Raw genomic sequence first — 26,128 nt, 5'->3', positions numbered from 1 at the left:
AGTACAAAAGGGAAACGAATTTGCGGCCGCCCCCGCGCGTTATCCTCGAAGGTTGGCGGGGGCGATCATGGACAGGGTGGATGAGGCGGCACTGATGCCGAAGGAAGTGGCGCTGGAGGACCTGCACGCCGCGGTGGCGGCCTACAACGCCTCGCGGGGCGGGGTGACCCATCACATGTACATTCGCGTGGTGCTGATTTTCGGCGGCTTCCTGGTGTTTGCGGGCTTTGCCGGCTATCTGGCCATCGTGGAGATCAAGTCGGATGTCGCCGGCATCGTGCTCGGGCTGCTGTTCGTGGCGGGCGGCTTCGTCTGGCGCTTTGCCGTCGCACCGGCCAGGGAATTCCAGCAAAACCTGCGGGACCGTATGCTGCCGATCGTGTTCGGCTTTGTCGACCAGGTGCAGTATGTGCACGGCGCGACGCCGCATTTCCTGGCCGGCATGCCGGAAAAGGATTTCGTCAGGCGCAGCCGCAGCGAACATGGCGATATGATCGCGGGAAAACATGACGGGCTCGCCTTCACGCTGTCGGAGACGGAGTTGAGCACCGGCAGCGGCAAGAGCCGGGAGACGACGTTCAAGGGCGTGATCTTCCACTTCGAGCGCGAGGAGGCGTTTCCCGGCCTGCTGCTGGCGGCGCGCAAGCCGAACGCGGTGCATCGCTTCATGCGGGACCTGTTCGGCGGCACCGCGCTCACGCTCGTCACGAGCGACAACCCGGAGGTGGACGCATCGCACGAATTCCGCACCGACCGGCCGGACGCCGCCACGCCCCTCGTGCAGGGCACGCTTGCCAAGGCGCTGGATTATCTTGCGACCGAGTGGCGCGACGACGTGGTGCGCATCGCCCTCGACCAGAGGCAATGTTACCTGCTGGTGCCGACGAAGAAGGATTTTTTCGAGTTACCGTCCGTGGACACGCCCATCGACTTCGACCGGCATATAAGGCCGATGATCCGCGACCTCGTCCTGTTGCTGGCAACGGCGCAACTGGTGCGCAGGATCGGGTAGGCAAACGAAACGCCGGTGGGTGCCGGCGCTTCGCGTCAGTCCCGGGAGGATGGTTAGAGGATGAAGTCGCCCTTGTAGAGATTGCCGAATGCTTCGACTTCCAGGATGAAGTCGGCTTTCTTGTCACCGTTGATGTCGCCCATGACCAGCTTCGTGTAGTGGCCGTTGCTGAGTTCGGTTCCCGTCCACGTCAGTTCGCCCTTCTTGCCGCTGAAGGCGGCGCCTTCCTTGGCGACCCAGGTGAAGGCATCGTTCTTCTTGGTGCCGGCGATGGCGTCGATGGCGGAAAAGTCGATCTTGTCGCGACCGTCGAAGCTGTCGGCCTTGAATTGTTCGATGACGTCGCGGCGGCCTTCGGCTCTGCCGATTTCAGCGGCGCTCTTGAAGACGAAGCGGTCACCGCTGCCGCCGCCCCACAACCTGTCCACACCGGCGCCGCCGGTTATGACATCGCGGCCGGCGCCGCCGTGGATGTCGTCGTTGCCCTTTCCGCCGTTGATGGTGTTCTTGAAGTCGCCTCCATAGATGGCGTCGTTGCCGGTGCCGCCGTCGATAATGTTGTGGGCGCGATCGTTACCGAAGATCTGGTCGTTTCCGCCGTAGCCATAGATCTTGTAGACGGAATCGCTGTTCAGCGGATCTGCGAGGAGGAAGTTGTTCTTGTTGTCGCCTTTTAACGTAGCCATGCAATGTCTCCGGTATCGTGAAATAGACGGTGGTCCTGCGACCAGCCGGTTCGCATCAATGGTCGCGCGCGTCATAATCTGTGAAGCATGGGCGCGATGAAGCGGCTTTGGGGGCAGGCAAACGGCTGCTCTTTCGACGAACCGCCATTTTTCGTCGCCGAACGGCACTCGACAACCTCAAAGGGAAAACGGATTATCGATGGGATGACCATCGCGCCGAGCCTTCCCTATATCTCCCGCACCGAGCGCAGCGATTCGGACCTGCAACGGGCGACCGTGCGGTTCGGCGGGCTCTATCTCGTTGCGGCCTTCCTGAGTTCCAGCCTGCTCTGGGGCCTGGCGGGCACGGACCCGATCGAATCGGCGATCGGCAAGGTTTTCCTGCTTGCCGCGGCCGCGCTGCTGGCGGCGTTGCTGACGGCCCTGTTGATCCGGCTTCAGGCGCTCGCCTTGCCGGCCAAGGCGGCGCTGTGCTTCGTGCTGTCGCTCGTGGGCGGCGTGCTCTATTGCCTCGTCGATTATGTCATCTACATCGTCTGCGTCTATCCGGAGCCGGCCATCTGGGACAACCAGACCGCCGCCTATGTGATGATCCACGGGACGTCGCTGTTCTTCGGCTGGAGCTGCCTGTTCCTCGCGCTCTCCTACAGTTTCGAGCTGCGCGACCGCGAGCGGCGGCTGGCGCAGATGCGTGAGGAGGCGATGGCGGCGCAGATGCGGGCGTTGCGCTACCAGCTCAACCCGCATTTCCTGTTCAACACGCTCAATTCCATGGCGGGGCTGATCGAGGAGGGCGAGCGCGACGACGCGCGCGACATGGTGCTGTCGCTGTCGGCCTATCTGCGCACGACGCTGGCGCTCGATCCCTTGCAGGACCTGCTGCTGGAGGAGGAGATCGCGCTGCAGGCCGGTTATCTCGCCATCGAGCGGCGGCGCTTTTCCGATCGCATGCGGGTGGAGATCGACGTGCCGGAGGCGCTGCGCGAGGTGCTGGTGCCGAGCCTCATCCTCCAGCCGCTGGTGGAAAATGCCGTCAAGCACGGTGCGGGCCGCAAGACGGGCAGCGTGGCGATCGTCATCCGCGCCACGGCGCAAGCGGGCGCACTGCGGCTCGTCGTCGAGAACGACATGGCGGGCGGCGATCCGCTGCCGGGCAGCGAGAGCTTCGGCATCGGTTTGAAGAATGTCGGTGAGCGGCTGTCGCGGCGTTTTCCGGGCACGAGCAGCCTGGATTACGGCCGCACCGATGACGGCCGCTTCCGTGTCACGTTGACAATGCCCTTCAGGACCGCATGACCGAAATTTCCGTTCTTATCATCGACGACGAACCCATCGCGCGGCGCCGCATGGCCCGCATGCTTGCGACGATCGACGGCGTGATCCATGCCGGCGAGGCGGGCGACGTGCCGCAGGCGATCGCGCAGATCGCGGCGCTTTCGCCGGATGTGCTGCTGCTCGACATCCAGATGCCCGGCGGCAGCGGCTTCGACGTGCTGGAGCAGATGGCGCCGCAGACGCCGCTGCCGATCTTCGTCACCGCCTTCGACCATCACGCCATCCGCGCCTTCGAATGCAACGCCGTGGACTACCTGACCAAGCCGGTGACGCCGGAGCGGCTGCGCCAGGCGCTCGGCCGGGCGCAGGCGGCGATCGCGGCGCGCGAGAACCGGGACACGGTAGAGGAGCTGCGCGAAACCGTGGCGGCGCTTCGCAAGGCGCTGCGCGAACAATCCGCGCGGCCGACGCAGTTCTGGGTGAAATCGCGGCGCGAGACGATCCGCATTCCGGCGGAAAAGGTCACGCGCTTCCAGGCGGATGGCGACTATGTGCAACTGCATGCCGAGCAGGGCACCTTCCTCTACAACGAGAGCCTTGCCGGGCTGGAACGGCGGCTGCCAGCCGAGGATTTTCTGCGCGTCAGCCGCAGCGCGATCGTGCGGCGGGACCAGGTGACGCGGGTGAAGCGCGGGCCGCTCGGCGTGCTGCATGTGGTGCTGCGCGATGACAGCGAGGTCAAGGTCGGCCGCACCTATCTGCGCGTGGTGCGCGACGGCCTGATCCAGGAGTGAGGCCGCGGTTCAGGCGGCGCTGGTAAGAATATCGCGCAGATGATCGGCGACGTGCTGCACGGCGCGATCCTTGTCCCGGCGGCGATGCCAGGCGAGGTGCAGCGGAAAACCGGGCACGGGAATGGGCGGCGGCGCGAGGTGGAAACGGCTAGCCGCATTCGCCGGCAGGCAATGGCGCGGCATCATGACGATCAGGTCGCTCTCCTCCAGCAGCGGCGGCACCATCAGGAAGCTCGGGACGACGATGCCGACGCGGCGGAATTTTCCCAGCGCCGCGAGCTGGTCGTCGAGCCCGCTGCGCGTTTCGCCACGGCCGGAGACGATGATGTGCGGATAGTCGAGCCAGCGCTCGAGGCAGAAGCCGGTCGCGGCGGGATGATCGTTCCGCATCGTCACGACATAGTCTTCGTCGAGCAGCGTTTCGCAGTGGAAGGCGGTCTCGTCGAGGCTCGGGAAGACCGAGACGGCGATGTCGCTTGCGCCGCGCGCCAGCGATTCGAGCGCCGCCGGCGCGCCGTGCCAGGGCTGGATGACGATGTCGATGCCGGGGGCGGAGCGGGCGAGCGCCCGGTGCAGCGGGCCGGTGATGAGGATGCCGGGATGGTCCGCCGTGACGACGCGCACGCATTGCCGGATTTCGTGCAGCGGCTCTTCCGGCGCATCGACGACGGCGGCGATGCCGACGAGCAGGTTCTTCAACGGATCGCGCAGCGCCTCCGCCTTCGGCGTCAACCGCATGCCGCCCTTGCCGCGCTCCAGCAGGGGATCGCCGAAAAGGTGGCGGCAGCGCTCCAGCGCGCTGGAGGTCGCCGGCTGCGAGAGGTTCAGCTTGGCGGCGGCGCGCGAAACATGCGCCTCGTCGAGCAGCGCGTCGAGCACGACGAGAAGGTTGAGGTCGATCGATCTTAAATTCATGGCGTCGATAATAGCATATACAAATCATCCATTGGAATGATTTCTTCACGCGCGGCATTCTGTGGGCGTCAACACAGGAGATGCCGCCATGAGCAAGACACTGATCCTTCTTTTCCACCCCGATCTCGGCCGCTCGCGCGCCAATGCCGCGCTTGCCGGCGCGGCGCTGCGCCTGCCAGGCGTCGAGGTCATCGACCTCTATTCGCTCTACCCGGATGGCGCGATCGATGCCGACCAGGAAGTGGCCCGGCTGCTTTCGGCCGACCGTATCGTCTTCCAGTTCCCGATCCAGTGGTATTCCACCCCGCCACTGCTGAAGGCCTGGCAGGATGCCGTGCTGACCCGGATGTACTACATGGCCTACGAGACCGAAGGCCGTCTGATGGAAGGCAAGCCGCTGCTCGTGGTCGCGACGGCCGGCAATGTGCCGGAAGCCTATGCCCCGACCGGTGCCAACAAGTTCACCATGGCCGAATTGCTGCGTCCGCTGGAGGCGACGGCGCACCGCTGCGGCCTGCCGTGGCAGCCGCCGCACCTGATCTATCGGGCGGACAAGCTCGACGACCTGTCGCTGCGCAAAGCGGGGCTGCAATATATGGCGCGGCTCGAAGAATGGCGCATGGCGAGCGAACCGCAGGAGGATCGCAGCCGTTATCTTGTGGAAGCCTGGGGGTGACGACGATTTCTGCGCCCCTACGGCGCGCCGGCCGTGCTGCGGCCGAAGCGCATGGCATGCTCGTCCAGCCAACGGGGGATTTCCGCGGCCGGCATGGGCCGGGCGAAATAATAGCCCTGGGCGTGGCGGCAGCCGAGCATGCGCAGCACCTCGGCTTCCTCTTCCTCCTCCACGCCTTCCACCACGATATCGATGGAGAGTGCGCGGCCGATGCCGATGAGGGCGGCGATCAGCGCCTGGTTCTCGCGGCTCGTGGTGATGCCCTTGACGAAGCTGCGGTCGATCTTCAACCGGTCGATATGCAGGCTGACGAGATAGGCGAGCGAGGAATGGCCCATGCCGAAATCGTCGACCGCGAGGCGGAAGCCGGCGGCCTCCAGCCGGGCGAGCTCGGCGCCGGCCGCCTGGGTGTCGAGCGTCGCCTCCTCGGTGATCTCGATTTCCATCAGCGACGGGGAGATTTCGTGCTCGCTGGCGATGGCGATCAGCAGGCGCGACAGCGTGTCGCCGGAGAATTCGCGCGGCGAGACGTTCACCGCCACGGCGGCCTCCGGCAGGCCGAGGCGGGGCAGGATGCGCAGCAGCTCGGCGGCGCGCGTCGCGACATATCCGGTCAGCGCCGGTGAAATATGCAGCGCATGGGCGGCACGCACGATATCCGGCGGGCTGACCGGGCCGAGCTCGGGATGCGCCCAGCGCAGCAGCGCCTCGAAACCGGTGACGCGGCCATTGGCGAGCTCTACCTGCGGCTGGAAGACGACCAGCAACTGCCGGGCCTCGATCGCCTCGGCAAGCGTCGCCTCGATGAGGCGCTGCCGCTCTATGCGCGCCTTCAGCACCGGATTGAACAGGCCGAGCCGGCGGCGCCCGCCTTCCTTGGCGGCGTAGAGCGCGATGTCGGCGCTGGCAAAAAGATCGTCGGCCGTTTCGCCGTGTTGCGGATGGAGCGCCAGCCCGGCGCTGGCGCCGACGGTGACCGGCCGGTCGTGGATGTTAATTGGATCGCCGGCGAGGCGCACGATATCCTCGCCGATCTCCCGGCCGCGCATTTCGGCTCCCTCGCCCTCGATGATGACGGCGAATTCGTCGCCGCCGAGGCGCACCACCGTGTCGGTCGGATAGGTGAGGCCGGCAAGCCGGTCGGCGATCTCGACGAGCACGGCGTCGCCTGCGCCATGGCCCATCGTGTCGTTGATCGCCTTGAAACGGTCGAGGTCGACGACGAGAAGCGCCAGCGTGCCCGGCGGGACGGTGCTGTCGAGCAGGCCGCGCAGGCGCTGGTTGAAGAGGGCGCGGTTGCCGAGGCCGGTCAAAGGGTCGCGGTTCGCGAGCGAAGAGAGCTGGTGGTAGGACTGGCGGATTTCCGCATTGGCATCCGACAGGGAGGAGGCGAGCGCCACGGCCTTCAGCCGGTCGATCTGGCTGCGGATGAAGCCCGCTTCGCTGAGCTGGCTGGCGCGCACCATCATCACCGCGAGCAGCAGGGCATCGGCGGCGATGACGAGAGCTTCCGTCGTGCCGGAGATCAGCAGCGAGATGAAGGCGGAGACGAGCGGCGGGCCGGCAAAACACAGCGCCGTGCGGGAATAGGCCGTGCTCTGCATCAGCGATCCCGCGCAGATGCCGCCGATGATGAAGATGAGATAGGGATTGAGCCCGTTCGCCCCGTGCACGGCCCCGATGAAGGGCGGCAGGCTCCAGGCGATGCCGCCGCCAAGCGCGCCGAGCGATAGCACCTTCAGCGCCCGCTGCGGCCGTTCGACCGCGCAGTTCAACCGCTTGACGATGCGCACGGCGACATAACGCGCGAGGTTGATCGCCAGCACGGCGGCGAGCCAGAGCAGGATTTCGAGGCTCGGCCCGTCGAGCCAAAGCACCGTGGCCGTCGTTGCGGCGAGAAAGCTGTTGGCGGACAAGGACAGCACGATGCTGTCCAGCACGGACAGGGCCTGTGCGGACATGATCTGGCGTCTTGTCGGTTCATCCACCGGCATCATCCGGGTCGCATCCGTCATTTGGGCTCCCGGCCACGAGGAATTGCCGTCCGAACGGCTCGGGCGGATGGTGTGGTGGTGGGCATAAGATTGTCTTAACGGGGGATCGCGAGAATCCATGGGCTTGACGGCGGCGGCGGCTCGGCTATGTCGATCGCAGATCTCCCTCTGTTTCAGGATTCGTCCATGCCCTTCAGCCTCACCCCCGCGGCCGTCTGGCCGATCGTGCTGCTCTGCCTCTCCAACGTCTTCATGACCTTCGCCTGGTACGGGCACCTGAAGTTCAAGTCCTCGCCGCTGTTCATCGCGATCCTTGCAAGCTGGGGCATCGCCTTCTTCGAATATTGCCTGGCAGTGCCGGCGAACCGCTTCGGCTCCGCGGTCTACTCCGCCGCACAGTTGAAGACGATGCAGGAGGTGATTACGCTGGTCGTCTTCGCGGGCTTCTCGGTGTTCTGGTTGAAGGAAAGCCTCACCTGGAACCACGCCGTCGGGTTCGTGCTGATCGCAGCCGGTGCTGCCTTCGTCTTCAAGGGGTAGTGCGCGACCCCGAAAATAGTCGCAATCTGTTCCAAGCATGAGGACGGATCGAATGAGGCTCGCGTGACGACTTTTGCGACAACGGCGTCGATACGTTTCGGCTACGGCAGGCGACCGGGCGAGGCGCCGCCGGAAAGTGTCGACGCGCTGATCCGCCAGGTCGAGCGCGGGGTCGGCGAGACCTGTCTTTTCCCCTTCGAGGGCATTGCCGGACGGCGCGCGCACTTTCCCGCCTACCGGGAGGTCCAGCAGGCCTATAATATGGCGCGCGACGCCAACACGCTGGTGACGGTCGGCGAGAAGATCGTCAATCCCTACAACATCGTCATGGCCAACGCCTTCCGGCGCGACCAGCATCTGAAAGTCCGCCAGGCGGTCTTTTCGCCGAACGGTTTTTTCGAGCGCCTTGCCGCTTTCTGGTGCGATCATTTCGCGATCGATGCGCGCAAGGGCGGCGCCCTGCGCATTCTCGCAGGCTTGCACGAGGCGGAGGCCATCAGGCCGAACCTCGCTGGACCGTTTTCCGGCCTGCTGAAGGCCGCCGTGCTGCATCCGGCCATGCTCACCTATCTCGACCAGACCCGCTCCATCGGGCCGAATTCGCCGATCGGCCTGAAGTCGGGGCGGGGGCTCAACGAAAACCTGGCGCGCGAACTCATCGAGCTGCACACGATGGGGGCAGGGAGCGGCTACGACCAGAAGGACGTCCGCTCGGCGGCCTATGTGCTGACGGGGCTCTGGTTCCGGGCGCCGGCCTACGAGACCGCTTTTCGCGTGCGGTCCGCCGAACCCGGCACCTACCGCGTTCTTGGCAAGACGTATGGCGGGCGGGCGCGGCAGATCGAGCAGGTCTACGACCTCCTCGACGGGCTCGCCGAGCGGGAGGAGACCCGGCGGCACATCTGCCGCAAGCTCGTCGTGCATTTCATCGCCGACGACCCGCCGCAGCCGGTTGTGAACGCGATGGTGAAGGCCTGGATGAGGAATGACGGGCGATTGATCGATGTCTACCGGGCGATGCTGGAGCATCCGCTGAGTTTCGAGCAGCTCGGCCGGAAAGCGCGGCAGCCGTTCGATTTCGTCGTTGCGGCGCTCCGGGCGCTGAACGTGCCCGCGGAGGCGCTTGGACCCGGCGAGGGCGCGAAGAAGGCAGGCGTGCGGCCCATCGTGGATAGCGCGGCGCTCTCCGATGTGGCCATGATGACGGCGGACGGCAAGCCGGCGCTGGGTGTCAATCCGCTTTCCGTCGGCATTATCGACCGGCTCGGGCAGCCGATCTGGTCGGCGCCGAGCCCGGCAGGCTGGGAGGAAAAGCTTTCCGCCTGGATCACCGCCAGCCAGCTGACCGAGCGCATCGCCTGGGCGCGCCGGCTCGTCGCGCGTTTCGGCGAGGTCCACGATCCGCGCGTCCTGCTGGAAGCGACCATGGCGGATGCGGCGCGGGCGGATACGATCGAGACGGTTTCGCGCGCACCAAGCCGCGCGGTGGGGCTGGCGATGGTGCTGGCCTCTCCCGAATTCAACCGGCGTTAGGAGGAGCGCGATGACGAGCGACATCAACCGCCGCGCTTTCCTTTCGGGCGCCTGCTGCCTGGCGGCGTCGCCGCTGGTGACCCCCGTCAGCTTCGCCGCCATGCCCGGCGAAAACCGGCTGGTGACGATCGTGCTGCGCGGTGCGATGGACGGGCTGGCGCTGGTGCAGCCCTATGGCGACCCGGCGCTGCGGCTTTTGCGGCCCAAGCTGGCGCTGACGCCGGAGGATGGCCTTCTCGACCTCGACGGCTTCTTCGGCCTGCATTCCGCTGCGGCCGACCTGATGCCGCTGTGGAAGGCCGGAGAACTCGGTTTCGTGCATGCCACCTCGACGCCCTATCGTGCCGGCCGCAGCCATTTCGACGGGCAGGACATGCTGGAAAGCGGTGGCGCCGCCGTGAAGGACGAGCGCACGGGCTGGCTCAACCGCGCCATTGCCAGCATCCCCCGCGCGGCCGACCGCCGGGCGATCGACGTTACCACCACCGCCGAGCTCATCCTTTCGGGCGAAAACCCGGTCGATGTCTGGTCGACGCGCGCCGATCTTGCGCTTGCCGAGGACGAGCAGGCCTTTTTCGTGCGGCTCTACCGCAACGACCCGGCCTTCGCGGCGGCGATGCGGGAGGCGGCGGAGACGGACATGCTGTCGGATGTCGTGCACGGCACGGACAAGACGCGCAATGCCGGCATCCAGTCCGTCGCAAAACTGACCGCCGGCATGCTCTCGGCCGACCACCGCATTGCCAGTTTTTCCATCAACGGGTGGGACACGCATCTCGGCCAGGCGCGGACCTTCAAGCGACCGGTCAAGGACCTCACCGCCGCGATCACGACGCTGAAGGCGAACCTGTCTCCGGCGATGTGGCGCAGGACCGCGATCCTCGCGATCACCGAATTCGGGCGGACGGCGCGCGAAAACGGTTCCGAGGGCACGGACCACGGCACGGGTGGCGTCGCCATCCTGGCCGGCGGCGCGGTCGCGGGCGGCAAGGTCTATCGGAACTGGCCGTCGCTCTCGGATAGCGACCTGCTCGACGGACGCGACCTCAAGCCGACGCTGGACCTGCGGCAACTCGCAGCCGCCATGCTGCGCCAGCAGTTCGGCATTTCCGCACGCGACCTCGAAACCGCGGTCTTTCCAGGCCTGTCGTTCGACACGTCCGCGGCCTATCTGCGCGGATAATCACTCCAGCACGTCGAACGCGCGGAAAATCCAGCTGAGCTGATAGATGATGCCGAGGCTGACGAAGGCCGTGTGGAAGGTGCGGCTGCGCGTTCCGGCGGCGATGAGGCAGAGCGCGATGAAGGTGATGTTGCGGATCGGGTATTCGTAGCCGAACGAGCCGAAATAGGCTTTTCCCTTCAGTGCCGTATCGAGCAGGTCGACGGCGAAGACCAGGGCCAGCACGCCGAAGAACCATTTGCGGCGGGAATAGAAATAGTCCTCGTAGCCGGCATAGTCGTCGAGCGTCGTGGGAAACAGCAGCACGGCCAGCATGAAGAACAGGCAGCAATAGCTGATCAGGAAGAGATAGACGCCGAAGCCGATCGTCGTCAGCGCCTGCAGGCGGAATTCCCACCACCAGAAATGCAGGAGGAAGATCAACAGGAAGCCGGCCCAGGCGAGGTGGACGGGGTAGACCTTCATCTTGCCGGGATGCTGGATGAAGAGGGCGACGCCCGTCAATATGCGGGCGAGGCTGAGGCTCACCACCATGCCGATGACGACGCGCACATGGCTGAAGATGGCGGGATCCGGGGTCGTGTGCTCCATGCTCAGCCTCCGGACCGTGTTTATTCGACGGGAACGGGTGTCGGATGGCCGTCCTTGTCGAGCGCCACCATGACGAAGGTGGCGCCCGTCACCTTTTCCAGCGTCGTGGTGAGGTAGCGCTGTGCCCAGGCCTCGACAGACAGTGTGATGGACGTGCGGCCGACGCGGGCGATATCCGTATAGATGCTGAGCGTGTCGCCGATCTTCACCGGCAGGTCGAAGGCCATTTCCTTGACGGCGGCGGTGACGACGCGGCCCTGCGCGCGTTCGGCGGCGCGGATGCCGGAGGCCAGGTCCATCTGCGCCATGACCCAGCCGCCGAAAATATCGCCCGCGGCATTGGCGTCGCCCGGCATGGCGAGCGTGCGAAGGGTGAGCTGTCCGTTCGGCGTCAAGGTCATCGCGTCTTCTCCACTTTCCTCCGGTCTAGCCGAATGCGCGCCCGCGAGAAAGAGGGGGGCATGCATCGCCGCAGAGCGCGCGAAGCACATTTTCGAGTATGTTCAGACTCTAAAAATTGATGATTGTAATTTTAGATGATTTTAAAGGGTTTCCCGGACTTTCGGCATAGGGAGCATTGCGCCCGCAAATGTCGAGGAGACCACGGTGAAGAATTTTAGAATATCGACGCGTCTGTCATTGCTCGTCGGCCTTGCGCTGACCATCTTCGCCGCCGCACTCGTCTACAGTCTCTATCACTATCAGGATGCGATGGTCGTCGAGCGCAAGTCGAAGCTTGCCGCGATGGACGAAAGCATGCTGACGCTGTTCAAACATTACCACGAACTTGAAACCGCCGGCACGCTGACCCGCGAAGAAGCGCAGACCCGGGCGAAGGACGCGGTGCGCGCGCTTCGCTACGAGGACAGCGGCTATTTCTGGATCAACGACATGAACGCCGTGATCGTCATGCACCCGATCAAGCCGGCGCTAGACGGCACGGACCAGACCGGTATGGCCGATCCGACGGGCAAGCACATCTTCACCGAATTCGTGAAGGCCGTGAAGTCGAGCCCGACCGGCCAGGATTTCGTCGACTATTACTGGCCGAAGCCGGGCTTCGAGGAGCCGGTGCTGAAATATTCGCATGTCGCGGGCTTTGCGCCCTGGGGCTGGATCGTCGGCACCGGCGTCTATGCGGACGACCTTGCCGCCATGTTCCGCCGCAACGCGATCGAGACGGCGATGATCCTCGGCATCGGCGGTCTCGTCATCATGCTTGCGGCCTATGGCATCGTGAAGAGCGTGACCGGTCCCATCCTGCGCCTCAAGGCCTCCATGCAGGCGATTGCCGAAGAGGATGTGTCCGGCGACGTGCCGGAAACCGACCGCAAGGATGAAATCGGCGAGATGGCGACGGTCGTCTCCGTTCTCCGCCAGTCGGTTGCCGAACGCGCGCAACTGCGGGTTCGCGAGGGCGAGCAGCAGGTTCGCCTCGACGAGGAGCGCAGCGAGGGCGAGCGCCGCCAGCGCCAGGTGAGCCAGAGCCAGGCGGATGCCATGCATGTCGTCGGCGGCGCGCTGGAACGCCTTGCCAATGGAGACCTAACCGTCTCCATCGGCGCGATCGCGCCGGAATATGCGAAACTGCGCGACGACTTCAACCGCGCCGTCGATGCGCTGTCCAGCGTCATCAACGCCATCGCGCATTCCACCGAGATCGTGCATGGCAGCGCCGGCGGCATCGCGGAAGCGGCCAACAACCTCTCGCACCGCACCGAACAACAGGCGGCTTCGCTGGAGGAAACCGCGGCCGCGCTCGACGAAATCACCGCGACGGTGCGCAACGCCTCGGAGCGTGCTGCGGAAGCCAGCCGCATGGTGGCCGAGACCAAGCAGTCGACCGGCCGCTCCGGCACGATCGTGCGTGACGCCGTCGCCGCGATGAGCCGCATCGAGGACGCCTCCAGCCGCATCAGCCAGATCATCGGCGTGATCGACGAGATCGCCTTCCAGACCAACCTCCTGGCGCTGAACGCCGGTGTCGAGGCGGCTCGTGCGGGCGAGGCGGGTCGCGGTTTCGCGGTCGTGGCGCAGGAGGTGCGTGAGCTTGCCCAGCGCTCGGCCAATGCCGCGAAGGAGATCAAGGGTCTCATCAGCAACTCGGCCACGGAAGTCGGCACCGGCGTGGCGCTGGTGCGCTCGACGGGCGATGCGCTGACCGAGATCGAGGTGCTCGTCAACAAGGTAAACGACCAGGTGACGTCGATTGCGACCGCCGCCCGCGAGCAGGCGACCGGCCTTGCCGAGGTCAATACGGCGGTCAACCAGATGGACCAGATGACCCAGCAGAATGCCGCGATGGTGGAAGAAACCAACGCCGCCGGCCAGACGCTGACTCGGGAAAGCGAGCAGTTGAAGATGCTGCTTGGAAACTTCCAGCTGAACCCGGCTGGAGCGGCCGCCCCGCGGCGCCGCGCTGCATAAACAAAAGACGATCTCCGGACGACCTTGCCCCGGCGCCACAAGCGCCGGGGTTTTTCGTTGCACACGTTAATCTCGCGGGTCGGCCGACAACGGGTCCTTTACCCTGTTGCGACAAAATTGTCTGGAAATGCAGGTGGATCGGCCTGCGCGTCCGGTTTGAGGCCCTGTCGTCCGGAATGCGGACAAAAGCGGCCTGCACCATCACCGGACAAAGGTGTGCGCAACCGGGACCTCGCGATGGGCGAGGCGGCTGCCAGGCGGAAGTGACAATGGGTATTGCGTTTGTATCTCGTCTCCGCAGACCGCTTGGCCTGCTTCTCATCCCGGCCATGCTTGCCGCCTGTTCGGGCGGCCTAACGCCGCCCGACGATATCGACGGTGCCGGCGTCAGCGCGATCAGGCCGAGTGACAGTTCCAGCCGCCGCCCGTCCCGCGAGATGGGCGATACCGGCGGCGACGTCTCCTCCTATCCGTCTGGCGATCTGGGCGGGGTCGATACGGCCATGCCGGAGCCCATGGCGGAGAAGAAGCGCCTGCCGATGATCGACAGCGACGAGGCGATGGGCATCAACGAGCCCGTGCGGGCCTCCTCGGGTTTCCTGACTGTGCCGGAAGACGGCGTGAACATGGATGCCGGGCTCGGCGTCGAGCGTGTCGAGGGGCTGGCGGAATCGCAGGCGAACGAGATCGCCGAGGGCAATGCCACGCAGGTCGTCGTCGATGGCGTCGGCACCGATACGCCGCAGCAGATCGGCCAGCCGGAAACGCTGCCGATGTCGGAGGCGGGCATGGAGCTCGGCACGCCGGCCGACAGCGGCAACTATGTGCGCGTGCCGGCCAAGGGCTCGACGCGCCGCATGCCTGCCGTGGAAGAGGAGCAGCAGGTCGCTTTCCTGCCGCGGCTGAACAATCCCATGCAGATCCCGGAAACCATGGGCGGCATGCCGGCCTCGGAAAAGGCCTGCCGGCAACGCCTGCAAAAGCTCGGCGTGAAGTTCCGGGACGTGCCGCGCATCTCGAAGGGACGGTCCTGCGGCATCGCGTGGCCGGTGGAATTGTCGGGGCTTTCCGGCGGCATCCAGATCAAGCCGGCGGCGAACGTCAATTGCCAGATCACCGAGGCCTTTGCGCGCTGGGTGAAGCAGGAACTCGTTCCGTCGTCGCGCACGCGCTACCTCTCGGGCGTCGCGGCCATCCACCAGATGTCGTCCTATTCCTGCCGCACGATGAATTCGCAGCGCGGTGCCGCCATGTCGGAACATTCCAAGGGCAACGCCATCGACGTCGGCAAGATCGTGCTGAAGAACGGCAAGGCGATCGCCATCGAGAAGAAGGGCTTCTTCGCCTTCCGCGAGAAAGGGCTGCTGAAATCGGTGCGCAGCGACAGCTGCAAATATTTCTCCACCGTGCTCGGCCCGGGCAGCGACCGCTACCACAAGGACCACTTCCACTTCGACCTACGGGCCCGCAAATCCGGCTACCGGCATTGCAGCCTCTGATTCCGGCTGGTCAATTTCCTCGGCAAGCACGACGAGGTTCTTGTCGGGGTCCCGCAGGCGGATCAGCTTGACGTAGCTGGCGGCCTCCACGTCGCCCGGTGATAGACCGGCGCCGTCCAGCCGCTCCCGTTCCGCCTCCAGTTCGCCCATGATCAGGGTGAGGGTGCCGTGGCCGGCATCCTCGGCATTCTGGAAGAGCTGGAAACCGGCCGTATCCTGATGGTGCCATTCGGCGAGCCCCTCCATCGGACGCGCATCCGGTCCGCGGTTGAAGATGGCCGAAAACCAGCGGATGCTCTCGTCGAGATCCGAACAGCTCAGATGGGCATAGACCTTGCGCAATGTCATCGTCTCATCTCCCGAGGTGGTTGGCCCTGTAGGACGAAATGGGTGCGGCGCGGACAAGTTCCCGAAGACCCCCTGCCGATGGCGGGCGGACAAAAAAAGACCGGCGGGGCGCCGGTCGAAAAGGGGCGGCAGCACGCTTGGAGGGCGCCTGCCTGGAACGTCACATTCCATCACCCGCGCCGGTGCGTCGGCGAGGATGCATGCGGGGGCTTCCGCGGGGGAAGCGGGCGGATGGGGACCGCCGATGGGCTCCCTCAGGGTCGGGAGCAAGGCCGCTGCCGGGGGCAGTGGAGACGTTGGGGTGAGCGGGGTGCAGGATCGTCCCCGTCGGCCTCGCGCTGACGATGGTTGAAATGGGTCACGGTTTGATGACAGTCGGGCACCCGTCCCAAGAGAAATTCTCGCCTGCCGCCGCCCATCGCCGATCTCGTCCCGTTTGCGCTGGCGCCGCTTGCCGCGCGTCCTCGCCAGCATCTATGGCTGAGCGACTTTTTTGCGCTGCACGGGTGAAACTTGGCAGGAGACACGCCATATAGGGTGTCCTTCCGCATGAATTTCCTCCATTCCGGACCATCCCATGGCGCCCATCGTTTCCATTCGCAATCTCACCAAGAGCTACGCATCGGGCTTCAAGGCGCTGAAAGGCGTCGATCTCGATATCGAGGAGGGCGAGATTCTCGCGCTGCTCGGGCCGAACGGCGCCGGCAAGACGACGATGATCTCGATCATCTGCGGCATCGTCACGCCGAGCGGCGGCAGCGTCACCGTCGCCGGCCACGACATCCTGCGCGACTACCGCCAGACCCGCTCGATCATCGGCCTCGTGCCGCAGGAGCTGACGCTCGACGCCTTCGAGACGGTGTGGAACACCGTCGCCTTCTCGCGCGGCCTGCACGGCTGCGCGCCGGACCCGGCGCTGATCGAGCGCATCCTGCGCGAGCTCTCGCTCTTCGACAAGAAGGACACGATGCTGCGTCACCTCTCCGGCGGCATGCGGCGGCGCGTGCTGATCGCCAAGGCGCTGTCCTACGAGCCGAAGGTGTTGTTTCTCGACGAGCCGACGGCAGGCGTGGACGTCAACCTGCGCAAGGTCATGTGGCAACTCGTCGAGCGGCTGCGCGCCGCCGGCGTCACCATCATCCTGACGACGCATTATATCGAGGAGGCGGAAGAGATCGCCGACCGCATCGGCGTCATCAACCATGGGGAAATCCTGCTGGTCGAGGACAAGAAGGCGCTGATGGCGAAGCTCGGGCGCAAGCAGCTGACGGTAGAGCTTGCCGAACCGGTCGGCGCCATTCCCGATACGCTCTCGCCCTTCGGGCTGGCGCTCGGCGAGGCCGGCACGCGGCTCACCTATGAATTCAACGCATCCGGCGAGCGCACGGGCATTTCCTCGCTGCTCTCCGCGCTGTCGCAGGCGGGCCTCCGGGTCAAGGACATCTCCACCGAGCAGAGTTCGCTGGAAGACATTTTCGTGGAACTGGTGGGGACAAGCAAATGAACTTCGAGGCGATCAAATCCATCTATGCCTTCGAGATGGCGCGCACGCGCCGCACGCTTTTGCAGAGTGTCGTCTCGCCGGTCATCACCACCTCGCTCTATTTCATCGTCTTCGGTGCCGCGATCGGCTCGCGCATGCAGGAGGTGGAGGGCGTGCCCTACGGCGCCTTCATCGCGCCCGGCCTCATCATGCTGACGCTCTTGAACCAATGTATCGGCAACGGCTCCTTCGGCATCTATTTCCCGAAATTCACCGGTACGATCTACGAGATCCTCTCGGCGCCCGTCTCGATGATCGAGATCGTCATCGGCTATGTCGGGGCGGCGGCGACCAAGGGGCTGATCGTCGGCACGATCATCCTCATCACCGCCTCGCTCTTCGTCGATATCTCGATCAAACACCCCCTGGTGATGATCCTGTTCTTCGTGCTCACCGCCGTCAGCTTCAGCCTGTTCGGCTTCATGATCGGCATCTGGGCGAAGGATTTCGAGCAGCTGAACCTGTTCCCGATGCTGATCGTGCCGCCGCTCGTCTTCCTCGGCGGCAGCTTTTACTCGATCAACATGCTGCCTCCCTTCTGGCAGACCGTCAGCCACTTCAACCCGGTGCTCTACCTCGTCTCCGGCTTCCGATGGAGTTTTTACGAGATCGCCGACGTCAACCCGGTCGTCAGCCTCGTCACGGTGCTGGGCTTCCTGGTCGTCTGCCTGGGGATCACGGCGTGGATCTTCAAGACGGGCTACAAGCTGAAGAACTAATCCTTCAGCCGCAGTTCGTCGCGCGCGATCTCGATCGAGCCCAGCGTTTCCAGGAAACTCATGCCGAGCAGGCTCTGGTCGAGGCGGCCCTGTTCGGTGACCATGCCGCGGATGGTGCCGCGCCGGATCGGACCGATCGCGACCTCGCGCAAGGTGACCGGGGCGGCGAGCGCGCGGCCGTTGGCGGTGGAGACGTCGATCGAGAAGACCAGGTTGTCCGGATTGATGCCGAGGCGCATGGCATCCTCGTAGGACAGCACGACGGAGCTTGCGCCGGTATCCACCATCATGCGCAGCGGCGTGCCGTCGATCGACACGTCGGCCTCGAAATGGCCGGAGACGCCCTTGTGGATGACAAGAATCTGTTCGCCGCTGGCGCTTGTCGTCAGGATGGCGCGGCCGGGGATGAGGCCGGCGGTGAGGCGGCTGCCGAATTCCTGCAGGTCGAAGCGGTAGAGATAGCCGGCGACGAGCACGAGGATGATCAAAAGCCAGATGCCGGCCTGGCGCACGCTTTCGCCGATCTGCCGCCGGCCGGCCAGAATGCCCGCCGCCATCATCGTGGCGATGGCCGACAGCGTGACGAGGCGGCCGAAGTCGTTGTTGTCCATGCCCATCGTGCGGCCGCTGTCATGGTTGAGAATCAGGAAGGCGAGGCCGACGGCGAGGATGGCGAGAAGGAAATAGAACCTCATGCGTCGCCGCGCTCCCTGGCCATGCGGGTGCGGCGCGTCTCGCGCCGGGGTTTGCGTTCGACGGTGGCAAGCCGCGCCGGCAGCGCCGCCATGATGGCGCGCCGCTCCTCAGCGCTATAGAGCGTCCAGGCGCCGATCTCGTCACGCGTGCGGCCGCAGCCGAAACAGTAGCCGGTCACCATATCGATCGAACAGACGAGAATGCAGGGCGATTCCATCGCGTCTCCGGGTGTTTGCCCCTCCTATATCGGTGGGTCAGAGCGTGAGGGCAAGAGCGAAGAGCACTGACATTTCCGCGAGCTGCTCGGTCGCGCCGATCGTGTCGCCCGTATGTCCGCCGATCTTGCGCATGGCGATGCGGTTGAAGAGGAGAACGGCGGCAGCAGCGGCAATGAGCGTGAGGACGAGCGAAAGCAGCGTGCCGTGCGGCAGGAGCAGCAAGGCGGCGAGCAGGATGCCGCTGACGAGCGCCATCGTCGTCGCGCCCTTGTCCGGCTCGCCGACCGAGGCGGCGACGCCGTCGCGGCGGGCGGGCGGCAGCAGAGCCCAGTGCCAGACCATGGCGGTGCGGCTGGCGGCGGCCACGGCAAGCAGCACCATGCCCAGGCCGGAGGGTGTGAGCACGGCGGCAAGGGCCGCGATCGCGGCGGCGCGCAGCCCGAAAGAGAGCACGAGGGCCACGGCGCCGTAGGAGCCGACGCGGCTGTCCTTCATGATGGCCAGCGCGCTTTCCCGGTCCCGCCCGCCGCCGATGCCGTCCGTGCTGTCGGAAAGCCCGTCCTCGTGCAGCGCGCCGGTGACGAGCACCTGGAGCGCCAGCGTGGCGAAGGCGAGAAGCAGCGGCGGGGCGTCGATCGCCGACAGGACGGCAGCAAGTGCGGCGGAGGGCAGCACGACCAGCAGGCCGGCGAGGGGGAAGGCCCGCACCGCGCGCGACAGCCGCCCGTCATGGCCGGCAAAATGGCGCTGCGGCACCGGCACGCGCGACAGGAAGGCGACCGAGCGAGCCGTGTCGTCGATGAAATCCCGGATATCCACGTCGAAGAGCCCCTCCCGGCAAAAGGGCGACGCAAGCCGCCGCAAATGCGGTTGTCGGATTCGCGCCCTGCCTCTATTAGGAGACACGAAACCCGCCTTTGAAAGCCCAAAGCAAGGAATTCCCCAAGATGAGTGCCAGCGGCCTGCCGTTCGATGATTTTCGTGATTTGCTGCGCAATCTGCCCGGTCCCGATTCGGCAGCGCTCGTGGCTGCGCGTGAACGCGACAAGCAGCTCACCAAGCCGCCGGGCGCGCTCGGCCGGATGGAGGAAATCGCCTTCTGGCTCGCTGCCTGGACCGGCCGCCCGCCGGCCGTGACGCGCCCGCTCGTCGCGATCTTCGCCGGCAATCACGGTGTCACCAAACAGGGCATCACGCCCTATCCGTCCTCGGTGACGGCGCAGATGGTGGAGAACTTTGCGGCCGGCGGTGCGGCGATCAACCAGATCTGCGTCGCCTACGATCTCGGCCTGAAGGTTTTCGACCTGGCGCTGGATTACCCGACCGCCGACATCACGGAAGAGGCAGCGCTTTCCGAGCGCGACTGCGCCGCCACCATGGCTTTCGGCATGGAGGCGGTTGCCGGCGGCACGGACCTCATCTGCATCGGCGAGATGGGCATCGGCAACACGACGATCGCCGCCGCGATCAACCTCGCGCTCTATGGCGGCACGGCGGAAGAGTGGGTCGGCCCCGGCACGGGCTCGGAAGGCGAGGTACTGCAGCGCAAGGTCGCGGCCGTCAAGAAGGCCGTCGACCTGCATCGTGCGCATCTGTCCGACCCGCTCGAAGTGCTGCGCCGCCTCGGTGGGCGCGAGATCGCGGCGATGGCGGGTGCCATCCTCGCCGCCCGCATGCAGAAGATCCCGGTCATCCTCGACGGCTATGTCGCGACCGCCGCAGGGGCCATTCTGCGCGCCGCCAATCCGTCGGCGCTCGACCATTGCCTGATCGGCCACGTTTCGGCCGAGCCCGGCCACCTGAAGTCGATCGAGAAGCTCGGCAAGACGCCGCTGCTGGCGCTCGGCATGCGGCTCGGCGAAGGCACGGGCGCGGCGCTTGCCGCCGGCATCGTCAAGGCGGCGGCGGCCTGCCATTCCGGCATGGCGACCTTCGTTCAGGCGGGCGTCAGCAACCGTACCTAGAGCCATTTCCAGCAAAAGTGTGAAGCGGTTTTGCGTTCGGAAATGCGATAAAACAAAGCTTTAGAGCGCGGTCGGCAAAAAGCCCCAAATGGTATGAATGAGACCCGGGGCATTCCCGTCATACGGGCATGCTTTATGGGCGCGGCAGAATCAGGATGTTGGAATGGGTCAGGCACCAATCGAGAAGAAGACGGGCTTCAGCCATCTCATCGCGGCGGCGACCTATTCCGCAGGCGGCGCGCGGCGGCTGCTCGGCGAATCCGCCTTCCGGCACGAGCTGATCGCCTTCGGCGTCGCCATGGTGCTCTTCACCGTGGTCGGTGCCTCGTTCTTCCAATATGTCGCCATGGCGATCCTCTTCCTGCTGATGGTCGCCTTCGAGGCGCTCAACACGGCCATCGAGGAGATCGTCGACCGGGTCTCGCCGGAAATTTCGGAAATGGGCAAACATTCGAAGGACCTCGGTTCCTTCGCCGTCTTCTGCCTGATCATCTCGAATGCCATCTACGCCGTCTACGTCGTCGCCTCCAAGTTCATCTGAACTTAGTCATCCGCACTCAGGCGAAGCTCTTCTTGCGCGGTGCGACGGCCTGGGTTTCGGTGACGGCGGGCAGGCTCTGGAGCACGCGTTTTGCCGGCAGGATGGCGATGGCCTCGGTGCCCTCGCGCAGCTTCGACTTGAGGATGAACTCGCCATTGTGCTTGGCGAGGATGGCCTGGACGATGGGCAGGCCGAGGCCGGTGCCCTGTTCGGCGCTCTTGATGGCGATGGAGCCCTGGCCGAAGGCCGAAAGCACGACCGGGATTTCCTCCTCCGGAATGCCGGGGCCGTTGTCCTTGATCGAGACATATTGGCCGCCACCGGCCGTCCAGCCCGCCTTGACGAGGATCTCGCCGCCCTGGGACGTGAATTTCACCGCATTCGACAGGAGGTTCAGGATGACCTGGCGCAACGCCTTCTCGTCCGCCCAGACCGCCGGCATGCCACCCTCGACCTGCTCGGCAATGGTGATGTTCTTGGCGCGGGCGCGCAGCTGCACCATGCCGATGCAATCCTCGGCGATGTCCACGAGATAGACGGAATCCTCCGACAGGTCATATTTGCCGGCCTCGATGCGCGACAGGTCGAGGATCTCGTTGATGAGGTTCAACAGGTGCTGGCCGGAACGGTGGATATCGGACGTATATTCCTTGTAGACCGGGTTGTTGAGCGGCCCCAGCACTTCCGTGAACATGACTTCGGAAAAGCCGAGGATGGCGTTGAGCGGCGTGCGCAGCTCGTGCGACATGGATGCGAGAAAGCGGGATTTCGCGAGGTTGGCTTCCTCCGCCCGACGGCGGGCCTCGTCCGACATGGATTTTGCCACTTCCAGCTCGGCGATCAGATCGTCCTTCTCCGATTGCGAGGAGAGAAGCTGCGCGCTCGTGTGGCGCAGGCGATGCGTCATGAAGACGAGGAACATCATGGCAGCGGCGATGATCGCGGTCATGCCGACCGTTGCGGGATCCGGTCGCAGCAGGGCGGAAATCGACAGGGCGCCGACCGTCGGCAGGAAGGCGTAGAGCACGGCATGCCGCAGCATCAAGGTGCTGATGGCGGTGACGGCGAGCGCCACGAGCAGGGAGGAGCCCTTGTAGAAATCGAAGGTGACGCCCGAGCACTGGCCGCAGGTCTGCAACGCGAAGGCGGCCCAGGTGAGGCCCATGAAGACCTGGGCGGTGAGGAAGATCTGCTGCCAGCGGCGCGTGTTGTCGGTGGTGATTTCCTGTTTGCGGGCGCGGCGCGCCACGATCATGCCGAGTGCATGGACGCTGAGCGCCAGGATCGCCCAGGCGATCAGGCCGATTTCCTGCGTGAGATAGATGCCGCCGGCCGCGATCAGCACCACGACGACGGGCACGGCGAGCGCGCTCTGTGCGGCGGAGGCGATGTGGAGTTGCAGCATCTCGCGCTCGAAGCCGGGCGCCAGCCCCGTCGCCGTCTGCAACCGCTCGCGAGTCGTGCGCACAGCCCGCGAGACAGCCTTGTTTCGGTGGCTGCGCGACTTGTCGACGATGATCTTGTCGGTCGAGGTACTGACGCCGGTACTCATCACACTTGCAACTGTTACGGACAGCGTTGAATTCTAGGGTCGAATCCTTAAGAAGATGCTGCCGCGCATAAACCATTTGCGAACCATTCCGGCATTTTCCGTAACGTGAACCGGGCTTCGCGCCGCCATATGACGAAACGTCAGGACTCTAGGACAGGAACGGGGTTGCATGGGACTTACGAGGCGCGCGCGCGACGTCGGCGTGGCGATGGCGATACTGGCGCTGACGGCGCTTGTCGTGGTCCGCGTGAGCGGCGAAACCGGCGAGACGATCACCGGCGCCGCACGCGCGGCGGACGGCGACACGCTGACGCTCGACGGCCACCGCATCCGCCTCGTCGGCATCGACACGCCGGAACTGACGCAGGTCTGCAAGCGCGACGGTGCCGACTGGCGCTGCGGCGTTGCCGCGCGCTCGCGGCTTGCCGAGCTGTTGCGCGGCGGAACCATCACCTGCCGCACCGAGGGCACCGACAAGTACAACCGGTGGCTCGCGCGCTGCGAGACGCCGGAAGGGGACCTCGGCCGACGCATGGTGCGGGAGGGGCTGGCGGTCGCCTATGGCGGTTATGAGGAGGAAGAACGGTTCGCCCGGGCCGAGCGCAAGGGACTGTGGGGCGCCGAGTTCGACATGCCGCAGCAATGGCGCCGGACGCACGGCCGGCCGCAGGAGGATGCGCATGATGCGGAACCCGGCGTGCTCGGCGGCATTCTGGGCACATTGGGGCTGCTTTGAACGGACGACGCGATGAATGATGCAGGACCTGTCGGCGAGATTGCCGCGCTGCGTGCGGCGATTGCGGCCTGTCGGCTCTGTCGCGATGCGCCGGCCAAGGGGCCGGCCCATCGCCTGCCGCACGAGCCGCGGCCGGTCGCCGTCATTTCCGAGACCGCCCGTATCCTGATCGCCGGCCAGGCGCCGGGGCTTCGGGTGCATGGCAGCGGCCTGCCGTTCAACGACGCCTCGGGCGACCGGCTGCGCACCTGGCTCGGCGTGACGCGCGAGGACTTTTACGATCCGGCAAAATTCGCCATCGTGCCGATGGGCTTCTGTTTTCCCGGTTACGACGCTGAAGGCAGCGACCTGCCGCCGCGGCGCGAATGCGCGCCGCTCTGGCGCGCCCGGGTGATCGCCGCCATGCCGCAGGTCGAGCTGGTGCTGGCGATCGGCCAATATGCGCAAGCCTGGCATCTCGGCGCTGCGAAGGCCGCCAGCATGACCGAGACGGTGCGCGACTGGCGGCGCCATCTCGGCCGCAACGAGGGGCCGGCGGTTCTGCCGCTGCCGCATCCGAGCTGGCGCAATACCGGCTGGCTGAAGCGCAATCCCTGGTTTGAGCAAGAGATTCTTCCGGAGTTGCGAAAGCGGGTGAAAACTCTTACGGAATGAAATGCATTTCTTTCATTTTGCCGCTATCACGGTATATGAGGGAATTAAATTTCGTTAGGGGAAGTCGATGGATCGTCTGGACCGCAAAATCCTGCGCCTTTTGCAGGAAGATTCCACACTGGCAGTGGCGGACCTCGCCAAGAAGGTGGGTCTCTCGACGACGCCGTGCTGGCGGCGCATCCAGAAGATGGAAGAGGACGGCGTGATCCGCAAGCGCGTCGCGCTGCTCGATCCGATCAAGATCAACACCAAGGTCACGGTCTTCGTCTCGATCCGCACCAATTCGCATTCGACGGAATGGCTGAAGCGCTTTTCCGAGGTGATCGTCGAATTCCCGGAAGTCGTCGAGTTCTATCGCATGAGCGGCGAGGTGGATTACCTGCTGCGCGTCGTCGTGCCGGATATCGGCGCCTACGATGCCTTCTACAAGCGCATGATCGCGCGCATCGAGATCCGCGACGTCTCCTCCGCCTTCGCGATGGAGCAGATCAAGTATACGACCGAGATGCCGCTCGACTACATGGCCGTCGACAACCAGAAGAGCGGCGAAGAGTAAAGCGCCTACATCTCCGGCCGCCTGAAGGTCACCGAGACCGACTTCCAGGTGTCGTAGGGTGCGAGCTTTTCGAGGCCCGTGAACGGCGCGCAGCGCACGACCGCGCGCACGGCGCTCGCCACGAAGGTTTTCGTCGCCGGATCGCCGGCGACGGGGCCGTCGACCTTGGGCGAGCCATCGAGCTCGCCCGCTTCCGTCAGTGTGAAAGCCACCCGGACCGCTTCGACATGGGCGGGAAGGTCCGCCGGGACGTTCCAGCATTGCGCGATCTTCTGGTGCAGCGCGGTGGCGAGCGCCAGCGCGGCGCTATCGTCCGCCCGGGCTGGTGCTGCGAGGCCCGCCAGGGCCGCGACGGCGAGCAGGGCGCGGCGGGACACCACGTTTCTTCTTCTCCAACCGGGCGAGCAGGGACGACGTGTCCCAGCGGTTGCCGCCCATGTCCTGCACGTCGCCGTAGAACTGGTCGATGAGGGCGGAGACGGGGAGCTTGGCGCCGTTGAGGCGGGCTTCGGACAGCACGATGCCGAGGTCCTTGCGCATCCAGTCGATGGCGAAGCCGAAATCATATTTTCCGGCGATCATCGTCTTGTGGCGGTTGTCCATCTGCCAGGAGCCGGCGGCACCCTTGGAGATGACCTCGATGACCTTCTCCATGTCGAGCCCGGCCTGCTTGCCGAAATGAATACCTTCGGCAAGGCCCTGCACGACGCCGGCGACGCAGATCTGGTTGACCATCTTGGCCAACTGGCCGGCACCGGCCGGACCCATCAGGCCGACCATGCGGGCATAGGCGTCGATAACGGGCTTCGCCTTGTCGAAGGTCGCTTCCTCGCCGCCGCACATGACGGTGAGCACGCCGTTTTCCGCACCGGCCTGGCCGCCGGAAACCGGGGCATCGATGAAGCGCAGACCCTTGGCCCGCGTGGCGGCGTCGAGTTCACGGGCGACCTCGGCCGAGGCGGTGGTGTTGTCGATGAGGATGGCGCCCGGCTTCATGCCGTCGAGCACACCGTCCTTGGCCGTCGTGACGGAGCGCAGGTCGTCGTCATTGCCGACGCAGGTGAAGACGAAATCGGCATCCTTCGCGGCCTCGGCCGGTGTCGGGAAGGCCTTGCCGCCGAATTCGGCGGCCCATTTTTCCGCCTTGGCAAAGGTGCGGTTGTAGACCGCCACCTCATGCCCACCCTTGACCTTGAGGTGGCCTGCCATGGGGTAGCCCATGACGCCGAGACCGATGAATGCAACCTTTGCCATGCGATAATCTCCTGGAATCTTTGGCAGGAGGTGTAGCGGATCATCGATTTCGGCGAAAGGGTTTCTCGTCGGTGTGGCGGCGGATCCTCGGGTCAAGCCCACAGGTGTCCGGTTTAAATTCAGGCCCATTCGAGCACCATCTGGCTGGTGTCTTGCGGCGGGTCTGGTGGTGGCTTCAGCAGGCGGTCTGTTCGGCGGCGATGCATGAGGTTTGCGCGTATG

28 protein-coding genes are annotated in these 26,128 nt (G+C 65.3%); 16 read left to right on the top strand and 12 right to left on the bottom strand.

Going from position 1 to position 26,128, the window contains the following annotated elements; translation table 11 throughout:
- Positions 1-67 precede the first annotated feature (67 nt).
- On the top strand, positions 68-1,012 hold the full coding sequence (locus VGN93_RS15595) for a DUF3137 domain-containing protein (protein ID WP_327508163.1): 945 nt from the start codon (positions 68-70) through the stop codon (positions 1,010-1,012).
- A gap of 53 nt (positions 1,013-1,065) precedes the next feature.
- Here the strand turns inward: VGN93_RS15595 and VGN93_RS15590 are convergent, their stop codons facing one another.
- A complete protein-coding gene (locus tag VGN93_RS15590) occupies positions 1,066-1,698 on the bottom strand; it encodes a hypothetical protein (protein WP_327508162.1) in 633 nt (210 codons plus the stop codon).
- Between the two features lie 204 nt (positions 1,699-1,902).
- Between VGN93_RS15590 and VGN93_RS15585 the strand changes: the two genes are divergently transcribed.
- Both VGN93_RS15585 and VGN93_RS15580 read left to right on the top strand, forming a co-directional pair.
- On the top strand, positions 1,903-2,994 hold the full coding sequence (locus VGN93_RS15585) for a sensor histidine kinase (RefSeq protein ID WP_327508161.1): 1,092 nt from the start codon (positions 1,903-1,905) through the stop codon (positions 2,992-2,994).
- Entirely contained in the window at positions 2,991-3,767 is a 777-nt protein-coding gene (locus VGN93_RS15580; protein ID WP_327508160.1) for a LytTR family DNA-binding domain-containing protein, read from the top strand. The genes VGN93_RS15585 and VGN93_RS15580 overlap by 4 nt, the downstream gene beginning before the upstream one ends.
- A gap of 9 nt (positions 3,768-3,776) precedes the next feature.
- Here VGN93_RS15580 and VGN93_RS15575 read toward each other — a convergent pair whose 3' ends face one another.
- Positions 3,777-4,682: a LysR family transcriptional regulator gene (locus VGN93_RS15575; RefSeq protein WP_327508159.1), complete on the bottom strand. Its 906-nt coding sequence runs from the start codon at positions 4,680-4,682 to the stop codon at positions 3,777-3,779.
- 88 nt (positions 4,683-4,770) lie between these two features.
- Between VGN93_RS15575 and VGN93_RS15570 the strand changes: the two genes are divergently transcribed.
- Complete coding sequence (locus VGN93_RS15570) at positions 4,771-5,358, top strand: NAD(P)H-dependent oxidoreductase (protein WP_327508158.1); 588 nt, start codon at positions 4,771-4,773, stop codon at positions 5,356-5,358.
- 17 nt (positions 5,359-5,375) lie between these two features.
- Here VGN93_RS15570 and VGN93_RS15565 read toward each other — a convergent pair whose 3' ends face one another.
- Complete coding sequence (locus VGN93_RS15565; protein WP_327508157.1) at positions 5,376-7,373, bottom strand: putative bifunctional diguanylate cyclase/phosphodiesterase; 1,998 nt, start codon at positions 7,371-7,373, stop codon at positions 5,376-5,378.
- Positions 7,374-7,538: 165 nt separating this feature from the next.
- Here VGN93_RS15565 and VGN93_RS15560 point away from each other — a divergent pair, with 165 nt between their 5' ends.
- The 3 genes from VGN93_RS15560 to VGN93_RS15550 all read left to right on the top strand — a co-directional run bounded on the left by VGN93_RS15560 (position 7,539) and on the right by VGN93_RS15550 (position 10,608).
- Entirely contained in the window at positions 7,539-7,892 is a 354-nt protein-coding gene (locus tag VGN93_RS15560) for a DMT family protein (protein WP_319323230.1), read from the top strand.
- A 63-nt stretch (positions 7,893-7,955) separates the two neighbouring features.
- Positions 7,956-9,425 carry a DUF1800 domain-containing protein gene (locus VGN93_RS15555; protein WP_327508156.1) on the top strand — a complete coding sequence of 490 codons (1,470 nt, stop codon included), beginning with the start codon at positions 7,956-7,958 and terminating at the stop codon, positions 9,423-9,425.
- Between the two features lie 10 nt (positions 9,426-9,435).
- Positions 9,436-10,608: a DUF1501 domain-containing protein gene (locus tag VGN93_RS15550; RefSeq protein ID WP_327508155.1), complete on the top strand. Its 1,173-nt coding sequence runs from the start codon at positions 9,436-9,438 to the stop codon at positions 10,606-10,608.
- On the opposite strand, the gene VGN93_RS15545 is transcribed toward VGN93_RS15550, so the two are convergent.
- Together VGN93_RS15545 and VGN93_RS15540 are read right to left on the bottom strand one after the other, a co-directional pair.
- Positions 10,609-11,199: a hypothetical protein gene (locus tag VGN93_RS15545; RefSeq protein WP_327508154.1), complete on the bottom strand. Its 591-nt coding sequence runs from the start codon at positions 11,197-11,199 to the stop codon at positions 10,609-10,611. It lies immediately after the preceding gene.
- A 20-nt stretch (positions 11,200-11,219) separates the two neighbouring features.
- Positions 11,220-11,600: an acyl-CoA thioesterase gene (locus tag VGN93_RS15540; protein WP_319323221.1), complete on the bottom strand. Its 381-nt coding sequence runs from the start codon at positions 11,598-11,600 to the stop codon at positions 11,220-11,222.
- Between the two features lie 205 nt (positions 11,601-11,805).
- Between VGN93_RS15540 and VGN93_RS15535 the strand changes: the two genes are divergently transcribed.
- Entirely contained in the window at positions 11,806-13,626 is a 1,821-nt protein-coding gene (locus VGN93_RS15535; RefSeq protein ID WP_327508153.1) for a methyl-accepting chemotaxis protein, read from the top strand.
- 275 nt (positions 13,627-13,901) lie between these two features.
- Positions 13,902-15,125, top strand: coding sequence for an extensin family protein (locus VGN93_RS15530; RefSeq protein WP_327508307.1), 1,224 nt, complete (start codon positions 13,902-13,904; stop codon positions 15,123-15,125).
- On the opposite strand, the gene VGN93_RS15525 is transcribed toward VGN93_RS15530, so the two are convergent.
- The gene (locus VGN93_RS15525) at positions 15,084-15,473 is read right to left on the bottom strand and encodes a glyoxalase/bleomycin resistance/dioxygenase family protein (protein WP_327508152.1); all 390 of its coding nucleotides are present in this window, start codon (positions 15,471-15,473) and stop codon (positions 15,084-15,086) included. The two genes, VGN93_RS15530 and VGN93_RS15525, sit on opposite strands and share 42 nt — an antisense overlap.
- A gap of 577 nt (positions 15,474-16,050) precedes the next feature.
- On the opposite strand from VGN93_RS15525, the gene VGN93_RS15520 reads away from it, so the two are divergent.
- Both VGN93_RS15520 and VGN93_RS15515 read left to right on the top strand, forming a co-directional pair.
- Positions 16,051-16,977 (top strand): ABC transporter ATP-binding protein, encoded by a 927-nt coding sequence (locus VGN93_RS15520; protein ID WP_327508151.1) that lies wholly within the window; start codon positions 16,051-16,053, stop codon positions 16,975-16,977.
- Positions 16,974-17,735: an ABC transporter permease gene (locus VGN93_RS15515; protein ID WP_327508150.1), complete on the top strand. Its 762-nt coding sequence runs from the start codon at positions 16,974-16,976 to the stop codon at positions 17,733-17,735. The genes VGN93_RS15520 and VGN93_RS15515 overlap by 4 nt, the downstream gene beginning before the upstream one ends.
- On the opposite strand, the gene VGN93_RS15510 is transcribed toward VGN93_RS15515, so the two are convergent.
- From VGN93_RS15510 to VGN93_RS15500, 3 genes are read right to left on the bottom strand one after another with little or no spacing between them, the layout of a single operon-like run.
- A complete protein-coding gene (locus VGN93_RS15510) occupies positions 17,732-18,430 on the bottom strand; it encodes a TIGR02281 family clan AA aspartic protease (RefSeq protein ID WP_319323212.1) in 699 nt (232 codons plus the stop codon). The genes VGN93_RS15515 and VGN93_RS15510 overlap by 4 nt on opposite strands.
- Entirely contained in the window at positions 18,427-18,648 is a 222-nt protein-coding gene (locus tag VGN93_RS15505) for a DUF1289 domain-containing protein (protein ID WP_256115577.1), read from the bottom strand. Before VGN93_RS15505 ends, VGN93_RS15510 begins: the two co-directional genes overlap by 4 nt.
- Positions 18,649-18,685: 37 nt before the next feature.
- Entirely contained in the window at positions 18,686-19,468 is a 783-nt protein-coding gene (locus VGN93_RS15500) for an adenosylcobinamide-GDP ribazoletransferase (RefSeq protein WP_327508149.1), read from the bottom strand.
- A 128-nt stretch (positions 19,469-19,596) separates the two neighbouring features.
- Between VGN93_RS15500 and cobT the strand changes: the two genes are divergently transcribed.
- Entirely contained in the window at positions 19,597-20,613 is a 1,017-nt protein-coding gene (cobT, locus tag VGN93_RS15495) for a nicotinate-nucleotide--dimethylbenzimidazole phosphoribosyltransferase (protein WP_327508148.1), read from the top strand.
- Between the two features lie 163 nt (positions 20,614-20,776).
- Complete coding sequence (locus tag VGN93_RS15490) at positions 20,777-21,154, top strand: diacylglycerol kinase (RefSeq protein WP_327508147.1); 378 nt, start codon at positions 20,777-20,779, stop codon at positions 21,152-21,154.
- A gap of 16 nt (positions 21,155-21,170) precedes the next feature.
- Here VGN93_RS15490 and VGN93_RS15485 read toward each other — a convergent pair whose 3' ends face one another.
- On the bottom strand, positions 21,171-22,706 hold the full coding sequence (locus VGN93_RS15485) for a HAMP domain-containing sensor histidine kinase (protein WP_327508146.1): 1,536 nt from the start codon (positions 22,704-22,706) through the stop codon (positions 21,171-21,173).
- A 169-nt stretch (positions 22,707-22,875) separates the two neighbouring features.
- Between VGN93_RS15485 and VGN93_RS15480 the strand changes: the two genes are divergently transcribed.
- The 3 genes from VGN93_RS15480 (at position 22,876) to VGN93_RS15470 (ending at position 24,652) form a co-directional block, all read left to right on the top strand.
- Positions 22,876-23,442, top strand: coding sequence for a thermonuclease family protein (locus VGN93_RS15480; RefSeq protein WP_327508145.1), 567 nt, complete (start codon positions 22,876-22,878; stop codon positions 23,440-23,442).
- A gap of 12 nt (positions 23,443-23,454) precedes the next feature.
- Positions 23,455-24,096, top strand: a complete 642-nt coding sequence (locus VGN93_RS15475) for a uracil-DNA glycosylase family protein (RefSeq protein WP_319323197.1) — start codon at positions 23,455-23,457, stop codon at positions 24,094-24,096.
- A gap of 67 nt (positions 24,097-24,163) precedes the next feature.
- Positions 24,164-24,652, top strand: a complete 489-nt coding sequence (locus VGN93_RS15470; protein WP_319323195.1) for an Lrp/AsnC family transcriptional regulator — start codon at positions 24,164-24,166, stop codon at positions 24,650-24,652.
- A gap of 5 nt (positions 24,653-24,657) precedes the next feature.
- Here VGN93_RS15470 and VGN93_RS15465 read toward each other — a convergent pair whose 3' ends face one another.
- Together VGN93_RS15465 and VGN93_RS15460 are read right to left on the bottom strand one after the other, a co-directional pair.
- Positions 24,658-25,032, bottom strand: a complete 375-nt coding sequence (locus VGN93_RS15465) for a hypothetical protein (RefSeq protein WP_327508144.1) — start codon at positions 25,030-25,032, stop codon at positions 24,658-24,660.
- Positions 24,959-26,035 (bottom strand): NAD(P)-dependent oxidoreductase, encoded by a 1,077-nt coding sequence (locus VGN93_RS15460; protein ID WP_327508143.1) that lies wholly within the window; start codon positions 26,033-26,035, stop codon positions 24,959-24,961. The genes VGN93_RS15465 and VGN93_RS15460 overlap by 74 nt, the downstream gene beginning before the upstream one ends.
- Between the last annotated feature and the right edge of the window lie 93 nt (positions 26,036-26,128).

Source organism: Shinella sp., from assembly GCF_035998705.1.
In the GTDB taxonomy this organism is placed as follows: Bacteria; Pseudomonadota; Alphaproteobacteria; order Rhizobiales; family Rhizobiaceae; genus Shinella.
This window is presented reverse-complemented; position numbering and strand designations above follow the sequence as displayed.